An 11494-nucleotide genomic window follows, 5' to 3' on the forward strand; every position below is an offset into this window, starting at 1 on the left:
TAAAACAAAAAACCCTTCATCGTTTCGGATGAAGGGTTTCCAAAGAAAGGCGGCGATCTACTCTCCCACAGTATGCAGTACCATCGACGCAGGCGGGCTTAACTTCTCTGTTCGAAATGGGAAGAGGTGAGCCCCGCCGCAATAACCACCTTAAGGTTTTTAGTGATGAGTGATTAGTGAGAAGTGATTAGCTTAAATCTAGTCACTGGTTACTTATTACTTTTCACTGCAAGCTTTGCTTGCCAATATTTTAACATATTGAGATAAATATTCAATTTGGAAAGAATTTTACGCCCCACCCTTGCTCCTCCCCTTTGGGGAGGTTGGGTGGGGCACCAATAAGCTTACGGGTTATTAGTACTACTTGACTGTGACATTACTGCCTTTACATCTATAGCCTATCAACGTGGTGATCTTCCACGACCCTTAAAAGAAATCTCATCTTGTGGTGGGTTTCGCGCTTATATGCTTTCAGCGCTTATCCCTTCCCAACGTAGCTACTCTGCGGTGCTCCTGGCGGAACAACAGATACACCAGCGGTTGGTCCAACTCGGTCCTCTCGTACTAGAGTCAGATCCACTCAAATTTCTAACGCCCACAGTAGATAGAGACCGAACTGTCTCACGACGTTCTGAACCCAGCTCGCGTGCCACTTTAATGGGCGAACAGCCCAACCCTTGGGACCTTCTCCAGCCCCAGGATGTGACGAGCCGACATCGAGGTGCCAAACCCCCCCGTCGATATGAGCTCTTGGGGGAGATCAGCCTGTTATCCCCGGCGTACCTTTTATCCTTTGAGCGATGGCCCTTCCATGCGGAACCACCGGATCACTATGCTCTACTTTCGTACCTGATCGACCTGTATGTCTCTCAGTCAAGCTCCCTTTTGCCATTGCACTCTACGCACGGTTACCAAGCGTGCTGAGGGAACCTTTAGAAGCCTCCGTTACTCTTTTGGAGGCGACCACCCCAGTCAAACTACCCACCAAGCAATGTCCCCGCCAAGGGCGGGTTAGATCTCAGATAAGCAAAGGGTGGTATTTCAACAATGACTCCACAACGCCTGGCGACGCCATTTCATAGTCTCCCACCTATCCTACACATCACTTATCCAAGACCAATACTAAGCTATAGTAAAGGTGCACAGGGTCTTTTCGTCCCACTGCGGGTAATCGGCATCTTCACCGATACTACAATTTCACCGAGCTCATGGCTGAGACAGTGTCCAGATCGTTACACCATTCGTGCAGGTCGGAACTTACCCGACAAGGAATTTCGCTACCTTAGGACCGTTATAGTTACGGCCGCCGTTTACTGGGGCTTCAATTCAATGCTTCTGATTGCTCATAACATCTCCTCTTAACCTTCCAGCACCGGGCAGGTGTCAGGCCCTATACGTCATCTTACGATTTTGCAGAGCCCTGTGTTTTTGATAAACAGTCGCCTGGACCTTTTCACTGCGGCCAGCTTGCGCTGGCGACCTTTCTCCCGAAGTTACAGGTCTATTTTGCCTAATTCCTTAGCCATGAATCTCTCGAGCGCCTTAGGATACTCTCCTCAACTACCTGTGTCGGTTTACGGTACGGGTACTTATAATCTATGTTTAGAAGGTTTTCTTGGCAGCCTTTAGGTACTCTATCCCTTTGTCCGAAGACTCCGAGTACTATCGCATTTCACCAGTCCCAGCGGATTTGCCTACTGGGCCTATAGTTAGGTGCTTTAACGAACTATTCCGTCAGTTCGCGGTACTTTCACCACTGCGTCGCTCCATCACAATTATAAGTAGTACGGGAATATTAACCCGTTGGCCATCGACTGTTCCTTTCGGATTCGCCTTAGGACCCGACTAACCCGCAGCTGATTAGCATAGCTGCGGAAACCTTAGTTTTGCGGCGGGGGTGTTTCTCGCACCCCTTATCGTTACTTATGCCTACATTTTCTTTTCTAACTTCTCCAGCATCTCTCACAAGACACCTTCGGCGATGTTAGAATGCTCCCCTACCACTTGTACAGTGTACAAATCCATAGCTTCGGTAGTATGCTTATGCCCGATTATTATCCATGCTCGATCGCTCGACTAGTGAGCTGTTACGCACTCTTTAAATGAATGGCTGCTTCCAAGCCAACATCCTAGCTGTCGATGCAATCAAACCGCGTTTGTTCAACTTAGCATACATTTGGGGACCTTAGCTGATGGTCTGGGTTCTTTCCCTCTCGGACTTGGACCTTAGCACCCAAGCCCTCACTGCTGTGTATATTATATAGCATTCGGAGTTTGTCAGGAATTGGTAGGCGGTGAAGCCCCCGCATCCAATCAGTAGCTCTACCTCTATATAACTCAACCACAGCGCTGCACCTAAATGCATTTCGGGGAGTACGAGCTATTTCCGAGTTTGATTGGCCTTTCACCCCTACCCACAGGTCATCCGAAGACTTTTCAACGTCAACCGGTTCGGACCTCCACTGTGTGTTACCACAGCTTCATCCTGCCCATGGGTAGATCACACGGTTTCGCGTCTACCACTACTGACTATAGCGCCCTATTCAGACTCGCTTTCGCTACGGATCCGTGACTTAATCACTTAACCTTGCCAGTAACGGTAACTCGTAGGCTCATTATGCAAAAGGCACGCCGTCACAGCTTATGCTGCTCCGACCGCTTGTAGGCGTATGGTTTCAGGTTCTTTTTCACTCCGTTATTCACGGTTCTTTTCACCTTTCCCTCACGGTACTGGTTCACTATCGGTCTCTCAGGAGTATTTAGCCTTAGCGGATGGTCCCGCCAGATTCAGACAGGGTTTCTCGTGCCCCGCCCTACTCAGGATACCACTATTCTTTATATTCTTTGCTTATACGGGACTTTCACCTTCTTTGGTTAACCTTTCCAGGTTATTCTAATTCTGTTTATAAGAAATATTGTGGTCCTACAACCCCGTTATTGCCGTAACAACAACGGTTTGGGCTATTCCGCGTTCGCTCGCCACTACTTACGGAATCACTTTTGTTTTCTTCTCCTCCGCCTACTTAGATGTTTCAGTTCAGCGGGTTTGCCTCCTATTGGATAATGCATCTTCAATGCATTGGGTTGCCCCATTGGGATATCTACGGATCTATTCGTGTGTGCCAATCCCCGTAGCTTTTCGCAGCTTATCACGTCCTTCTTCGCCTCTGAGAGCCTAGGCATCCCCCATACGCCCTTATTTTGCTTATTGTTTTCTTTTTTTTAGTGATTAGTTCTTAGTAATTAGTGACTAGCCCTAAGACTAATTACTATTCACTCTGTACTAATTACTAAAGTGTTCTTTCTACTTGTTTGTATGTTTATCTCAATATGTCAATGAACTTTATTCAATTTGAAGATTTGATGATTCGTTAATTTGAAGATGTTATTCATTTTCAAATTTTCAAATCAATTCATTTTCAAATCAATTTGGTGGAGAATATCGGAGTCGAACCGATGACCTCCTGCGTGCAAGGCAGGCGCTCTAGCCAGCTGAGCTAATCCCCCATTCTTTTTCTATTTTGAATGTTGATTTATATATTTTGAATTATTTTTCAAATTCATGATTTAAAATTTATAATTCAAAATTCGCTTCTAGAATTTCCTTTTAAACTTAATTTTTTTAAATTTTCAAATTAATCAATTTTCAAATTTACTTGTAGTCCCGGGCAGACTCGAACTGCCGACCCCTACATTATCAGTGTAGTACTCTAACCAGCTGAGCTACGAGACTCTGTATTTTAAGTCTTTTTTTTTTTGAATTAACAGCGAGAGTAAGGGTCTATTTTCTTTTTTTTGTCTCTAGAAAGGAGGTGTTCCAGCCGCACCTTCCGGTACGGCTACCTTGTTACGACTTAGCCCTAGTTACCAGTTTTACCCTAGGCAGCTCCTTGCGGTCACCGACTTCAGGTACCCCCAGCTTCCATGGCTTGACGGGCGGTGTGTACAAGGCCCGGGAACGTATTCACCGCAGCATGGCTGATCTGCGATTACTAGCGAATCCAGCTTCACGGAGTCGAGTTGCAGACTCCGATCCGAACTGAGAACGGTTTTGTAGATTCGCGCCTACTTGCGTAGTGGCTGCTCTCTGTACCGTCCATTGTAGCACGTGTGTAGCCCAAGGCGTAAGGGCCGTGATGATTTGACGTCATCCCCACCTTCCTCACGGTTTGCACCGGCAGTCTTGCTAGAGTTCCCGACTTGACTCGCTGGCAACTAGCAACAGGGGTTGCGCTCGTTATAGGACTTAACCTGACACCTCACGGCACGAGCTGACGACAACCATGCAGCACCTTGAAAAACGTCCGAAGAAAGATCTGTTTCCAAATCTGTCGTTTCCCATTTAAGCCTTGGTAAGGTTCCTCGCGTATCATCGAATTAAACCACATGCTCCTCCGCTTGTGCGGGCCCCCGTCAATTCCTTTGAGTTTCACTCTTGCGAGCGTACTCCCCAGGTGGGATACTTATCACTTTCGCTTAGCCACTCAGATTGCTCCAAACAGCTAGTATCCATCGTTTACGGCGTGGACTACCAGGGTATCTAATCCTGTTCGCTCCCCACGCTTTCGTCCATCAGCGTCAATGTACTCGTAGTAACCTGCCTTCGCAATTGGTATTCCATGTAATCTCTAAGCATTTCACCGCTACACTACATATTCTAGTTACTTCCAAGTAATTCAAGTCTTACAGTATCAATGGCCGTTTGATCGTTGAGCGACCAGATTTCACCACTGACTTATAAAACCGCCTACGGACCCTTTAAACCCAATGATTCCGGATAACGCTTGGATCCTCCGTATTACCGCGGCTGCTGGCACGGAGTTAGCCGATCCTTATTCTTACAGTACCGTCAAGCTCCCTCGCAAGGGAGTGTTTCTTCCTGTACAAAAGCAGTTTACAATCCATAGGACCGTCATCCTGCACGCGGCATGGCTGGTTCAGACTTGCGTCCATTGACCAATATTCCTCACTGCTGCCTCCCGTAGGAGTCTGGTCCGTGTCTCAGTACCAGTGTGGGGGATCTCCCTCTCAGGACCCCTACCCATCGTCGCCTTGGTGTGCCGTTACCACACCAACTAGCTAATGGGACGCATGCTCATCTTGTACCGTTGGAACTTTAATAATTAAATGATGCCATTTAATAATACTATGGGGTATTAATCCAAATTTCTCTGGGCTATCCCCCTGTACAAGGTAGATTGCATACGCGTTACGCACCCGTGCGCCGGTCTCAAAGGAGCAAGCTCCTTCTACCCCTCGACTTGCATGTGTTAAGCCTGCCGCTAGCGTTCATCCTGAGCCAGGATCAAACTCTTCATCGTATGTTTTTTATAGCTTTTGAGCTAAATATTTTTGACAAAGAATGCTAGTTTTCTTACTCTCTTATTTTTTTGTTTTAATATTGCTATTAAAACGTGCTGTCAATCCAATATGTCTATGAACTTGTTTCTTTTGTTTTTCGCTTTTGACTTATTGTCTTAGCGGCTGCAAAGGTAGTGTTTCTTTTAGTATTTCCAAGTGTTTTTTTACTTTTTTTTGAAAGTTTTTTATTTTCTTGGTTTTCTTTAATAATAGGAACGTAGTTGCTTTGCTGGGATAAAAAATCCCCTGTTTTGCAGGGGATTTTTATGTTTAATTCTGTTTTTTCAGAATAAAGAAAGGCGGCGATCTACTCTCCCACAGTATGCAGTACCATCGACGCAGGCGGGCTTAACTTCTCTGTTCGAAATGGGAAGAGGTGAGCCCCGCCGCAATAACCACCTTAAGGTTTTTAGTGATGAGTGATTAGTGAGAAGTGATTAGCTTAAATCTAGTCACTGGTTACTTATTACTTTTCACTGCAAGCTTTGCTTGCCAATATTTTAACATATTGAGATAAATATTCAATTTGGAAAGAATTTTACGCCCCACCCTTGCTCCTCCCCTTTGGGGAGGTTGGGTGGGGCACCAATAAGCTTACGGGTTATTAGTACTACTTGACTGTGACATTACTGCCTTTACATCTATAGCCTATCAACGTGGTGATCTTCCACGACCCTTAAAAGAAATCTCATCTTGTGGTGGGTTTCGCGCTTATATGCTTTCAGCGCTTATCCCTTCCCAACGTAGCTACTCTGCGGTGCTCCTGGCGGAACAACAGATACACCAGCGGTTGGTCCAACTCGGTCCTCTCGTACTAGAGTCAGATCCACTCAAATTTCTAACGCCCACAGTAGATAGAGACCGAACTGTCTCACGACGTTCTGAACCCAGCTCGCGTGCCACTTTAATGGGCGAACAGCCCAACCCTTGGGACCTTCTCCAGCCCCAGGATGTGACGAGCCGACATCGAGGTGCCAAACCCCCCCGTCGATATGAGCTCTTGGGGGAGATCAGCCTGTTATCCCCGGCGTACCTTTTATCCTTTGAGCGATGGCCCTTCCATGCGGAACCACCGGATCACTATGCTCTACTTTCGTACCTGATCGACCTGTATGTCTCTCAGTCAAGCTCCCTTTTGCCATTGCACTCTACGCACGGTTACCAAGCGTGCTGAGGGAACCTTTAGAAGCCTCCGTTACTCTTTTGGAGGCGACCACCCCAGTCAAACTACCCACCAAGCAATGTCCCCGCCAAGGGCGGGTTAGATCTCAGATAAGCAAAGGGTGGTATTTCAACAATGACTCCACAACGCCTGGCGACGCCATTTCATAGTCTCCCACCTATCCTACACATCACTTATCCAAGACCAATACTAAGCTATAGTAAAGGTGCACAGGGTCTTTTCGTCCCACTGCGGGTAATCGGCATCTTCACCGATACTACAATTTCACCGAGCTCATGGCTGAGACAGTGTCCAGATCGTTACACCATTCGTGCAGGTCGGAACTTACCCGACAAGGAATTTCGCTACCTTAGGACCGTTATAGTTACGGCCGCCGTTTACTGGGGCTTCAATTCAATGCTTCTGATTGCTCATAACATCTCCTCTTAACCTTCCAGCACCGGGCAGGTGTCAGGCCCTATACGTCATCTTACGATTTTGCAGAGCCCTGTGTTTTTGATAAACAGTCGCCTGGACCTTTTCACTGCGGCCAGCTTGCGCTGGCGACCTTTCTCCCGAAGTTACAGGTCTATTTTGCCTAATTCCTTAGCCATGAATCTCTCGAGCGCCTTAGGATACTCTCCTCAACTACCTGTGTCGGTTTACGGTACGGGTACTTATAATCTATGTTTAGAAGGTTTTCTTGGCAGCCTTTAGGTACTCTATCCCTTTGTCCGAAGACTCCGAGTACTATCGCATTTCACCAGTCCCAGCGGATTTGCCTACTGGGCCTATAGTTAGGTGCTTTAACGAACTATTCCGTCAGTTCGCGGTACTTTCACCACTGCGTCGCTCCATCACAATTATAAGTAGTACGGGAATATTAACCCGTTGGCCATCGACTGTTCCTTTCGGATTCGCCTTAGGACCCGACTAACCCGCAGCTGATTAGCATAGCTGCGGAAACCTTAGTTTTGCGGCGGGGGTGTTTCTCGCACCCCTTATCGTTACTTATGCCTACATTTTCTTTTCTAACTTCTCCAGCATCTCTCACAAGACACCTTCGGCGATGTTAGAATGCTCCCCTACCACTTGTACAGTGTACAAATCCATAGCTTCGGTAGTATGCTTATGCCCGATTATTATCCATGCTCGATCGCTCGACTAGTGAGCTGTTACGCACTCTTTAAATGAATGGCTGCTTCCAAGCCAACATCCTAGCTGTCGATGCAATCAAACCGCGTTTGTTCAACTTAGCATACATTTGGGGACCTTAGCTGATGGTCTGGGTTCTTTCCCTCTCGGACTTGGACCTTAGCACCCAAGCCCTCACTGCTGTGTATATTATATAGCATTCGGAGTTTGTCAGGAATTGGTAGGCGGTGAAGCCCCCGCATCCAATCAGTAGCTCTACCTCTATATAACTCAACCACAGCGCTGCACCTAAATGCATTTCGGGGAGTACGAGCTATTTCCGAGTTTGATTGGCCTTTCACCCCTACCCACAGGTCATCCGAAGACTTTTCAACGTCAACCGGTTCGGACCTCCACTGTGTGTTACCACAGCTTCATCCTGCCCATGGGTAGATCACACGGTTTCGCGTCTACCACTACTGACTATAGCGCCCTATTCAGACTCGCTTTCGCTACGGATCCGTGACTTAATCACTTAACCTTGCCAGTAACGGTAACTCGTAGGCTCATTATGCAAAAGGCACGCCGTCACAGCTTATGCTGCTCCGACCGCTTGTAGGCGTATGGTTTCAGGTTCTTTTTCACTCCGTTATTCACGGTTCTTTTCACCTTTCCCTCACGGTACTGGTTCACTATCGGTCTCTCAGGAGTATTTAGCCTTAGCGGATGGTCCCGCCAGATTCAGACAGGGTTTCTCGTGCCCCGCCCTACTCAGGATACCACTATTCTTTATATTCTTTGCTTATACGGGACTTTCACCTTCTTTGGTTAACCTTTCCAGGTTATTCTAATTCTGTTTATAAGAAATATTGTGGTCCTACAACCCCGTTATTGCCGTAACAACAACGGTTTGGGCTATTCCGCGTTCGCTCGCCACTACTTACGGAATCACTTTTGTTTTCTTCTCCTCCGCCTACTTAGATGTTTCAGTTCAGCGGGTTTGCCTCCTATTGGATAATGCATCTTCAATGCATTGGGTTGCCCCATTGGGATATCTACGGATCTATTCGTGTGTGCCAATCCCCGTAGCTTTTCGCAGCTTATCACGTCCTTCTTCGCCTCTGAGAGCCTAGGCATCCCCCATACGCCCTTATTTTGCTTATTGTTTTCTTTTTTTTAGTGATTAGTTCTTAGTAATTAGTGACTAGCCCTAAGACTAATTACTATTCACTCTGTACTAATTACTAAAGTGTTCTTTCTACTTGTTTGTATGTTTATCTCAATATGTCAATGAACTTTATTCAATTTGAAGATTTGATGATTCGTTAATTTGAAGATGTTATTCATTTTCAAATTTTCAAATCAATTCATTTTCAAATCAATTTGGTGGAGAATATCGGAGTCGAACCGATGACCTCCTGCGTGCAAGGCAGGCGCTCTAGCCAGCTGAGCTAATCCCCCATTCTTTTTCTATTTTGAATGTTGATTTATATATTTTGAATTATTTTTCAAATTCATGATTTAAAATTTATAATTCAAAATTCGCTTCTAGAATTTCCTTTTAAACTTAATTTTTTTAAATTTTCAAATTAATCAATTTTCAAATTTACTTGTAGTCCCGGGCAGACTCGAACTGCCGACCCCTACATTATCAGTGTAGTACTCTAACCAGCTGAGCTACGAGACTCTGTATTTTAAGTCTTTTTTTTTTTGAATTAACAGCGAGAGTAAGGGTCTATTTTCTTTTTTTTGTCTCTAGAAAGGAGGTGTTCCAGCCGCACCTTCCGGTACGGCTACCTTGTTACGACTTAGCCCTAGTTACCAGTTTTACCCTAGGCAGCTCCTTGCGGTCACCGACTTCAGGTACCCCCAGCTTCCATGGCTTGACGGGCGGTGTGTACAAGGCCCGGGAACGTATTCACCGCAGCATGGCTGATCTGCGATTACTAGCGAATCCAGCTTCACGGAGTCGAGTTGCAGACTCCGATCCGAACTGAGAACGGTTTTGTAGATTCGCGCCTACTTGCGTAGTGGCTGCTCTCTGTACCGTCCATTGTAGCACGTGTGTAGCCCAAGGCGTAAGGGCCGTGATGATTTGACGTCATCCCCACCTTCCTCACGGTTTGCACCGGCAGTCTTGCTAGAGTTCCCGACTTGACTCGCTGGCAACTAGCAACAGGGGTTGCGCTCGTTATAGGACTTAACCTGACACCTCACGGCACGAGCTGACGACAACCATGCAGCACCTTGAAAAACGTCCGAAGAAAGATCTGTTTCCAAATCTGTCGTTTCCCATTTAAGCCTTGGTAAGGTTCCTCGCGTATCATCGAATTAAACCACATGCTCCTCCGCTTGTGCGGGCCCCCGTCAATTCCTTTGAGTTTCACTCTTGCGAGCGTACTCCCCAGGTGGGATACTTATCACTTTCGCTTAGCCACTCAGATTGCTCCAAACAGCTAGTATCCATCGTTTACGGCGTGGACTACCAGGGTATCTAATCCTGTTCGCTCCCCACGCTTTCGTCCATCAGCGTCAATGTACTCGTAGTAACCTGCCTTCGCAATTGGTATTCCATGTAATCTCTAAGCATTTCACCGCTACACTACATATTCTAGTTACTTCCAAGTAATTCAAGTCTTACAGTATCAATGGCCGTTTGATCGTTGAGCGACCAGATTTCACCACTGACTTATAAAACCGCCTACGGACCCTTTAAACCCAATGATTCCGGATAACGCTTGGATCCTCCGTATTACCGCGGCTGCTGGCACGGAGTTAGCCGATCCTTATTCTTACAGTACCGTCAAGCTCCCTCGCAAGGGAGTGTTTCTTCCTGTACAAAAGCAGTTTACAATCCATAGGACCGTCATCCTGCACGCGGCATGGCTGGTTCAGACTTGCGTCCATTGACCAATATTCCTCACTGCTGCCTCCCGTAGGAGTCTGGTCCGTGTCTCAGTACCAGTGTGGGGGATCTCCCTCTCAGGACCCCTACCCATCGTCGCCTTGGTGTGCCGTTACCACACCAACTAGCTAATGGGACGCATGCTCATCTTGTACCGTTGGAACTTTAATAATTAAATGATGCCATTTAATAATACTATGGGGTATTAATCCAAATTTCTCTGGGCTATCCCCCTGTACAAGGTAGATTGCATACGCGTTACGCACCCGTGCGCCGGTCTCAAAGGAGCAAGCTCCTTCTACCCCTCGACTTGCATGTGTTAAGCCTGCCGCTAGCGTTCATCCTGAGCCAGGATCAAACTCTTCATCGTATGTTTTTTATAGCTTTTGAGCTAAATATTTTTGACAAAGAATGCTAGTTTTCTTACTCTCTTATTTTTTTGTTTTAATATTGCTATTAAAACGTGCTGTCAATCCAATATGTCTATGAACTTGTTTCTTTTGTTTTTCGCTTTTGACTTATTGTCTTAGCGGCTGCAAAGGTAAAACTTCTTTTTAAATTCGCAAGATTTTTTTTTGAAAACTTTTTTTGAAGTAAGCTTCTAAAATTTATCTTAAGGTTTTGTTAAAGAACTTCGCTGTTGCGGCTGCAAAGGTACGTTCTTTTTTTTGTTTTTTCCTAGTCTTTTTTTGCTTTTTTTGTTTTTTGTTTTTTAGTTGCTGTTTTTCAAATATTTAACTTTGTTTTTTATTTGTTTTGGATTGTTTTGGGTTTTTTATTTGTTATTTTGGGTCGTGTTTGGTATTAGGTTTAATTGTAGTTATTTGGCTGTTTTGTTTTTTCTTGTTTGTTTCTAGGATATTTTTTGTTTCTTTTTTTTATTTGAGGCTAAGGATGCGTGAGGGATGGAAGTGTCATCCTTTTGCTGATTT

General features: G+C 45.8%; 4 tRNA genes and 6 rRNA genes. All 10 read right to left on the reverse strand.

Features of this window, described 5'->3' with window-relative positions:
• Positions 1–44 precede the first annotated feature (44 nt).
• Positions 45–153, reverse strand: a 5S ribosomal RNA gene (gene rrf, locus ACUXZJ_RS13565).
• A gap of 181 nt (positions 154–334) precedes the next feature.
• Positions 335–3211, reverse strand: a 23S ribosomal RNA gene (locus ACUXZJ_RS13570).
• Positions 3212–3430: 219 nt separating this feature from the next.
• A tRNA-Ala gene (locus ACUXZJ_RS13575) sits at positions 3431–3507 on the reverse strand.
• Positions 3508–3659: 152 nt separating this feature from the next.
• A tRNA-Ile gene (locus ACUXZJ_RS13580) sits at positions 3660–3733 on the reverse strand.
• Positions 3734–3805: 72 nt separating this feature from the next.
• Positions 3806–5321 (reverse strand): 16S ribosomal RNA (locus ACUXZJ_RS13585).
• A gap of 334 nt (positions 5322–5655) precedes the next feature.
• A 5S ribosomal RNA gene (gene rrf / locus ACUXZJ_RS13590) occupies positions 5656–5764 on the reverse strand.
• A 181-nt stretch (positions 5765–5945) separates the two neighbouring features.
• Positions 5946–8822: ribosomal RNA gene (locus ACUXZJ_RS13595) — 23S ribosomal RNA — on the reverse strand.
• 219 nt (positions 8823–9041) lie between these two features.
• Positions 9042–9118: transfer RNA gene (locus ACUXZJ_RS13600), tRNA-Ala, on the reverse strand.
• Positions 9119–9270: 152 nt separating this feature from the next.
• Positions 9271–9344, reverse strand: a tRNA-Ile gene (locus ACUXZJ_RS13605).
• Between the two features lie 72 nt (positions 9345–9416).
• Positions 9417–10932 (reverse strand): 16S ribosomal RNA (locus ACUXZJ_RS13610).
• Together the 16S, 23S and 5S rRNA genes with 4 tRNA genes alongside form the textbook arrangement of a ribosomal RNA operon.
• Positions 10933–11494 lie beyond the last annotated feature (562 nt).

The sequence above is a fragment of the Flavobacterium sp. TN-1 genome (assembly GCF_052828645.1).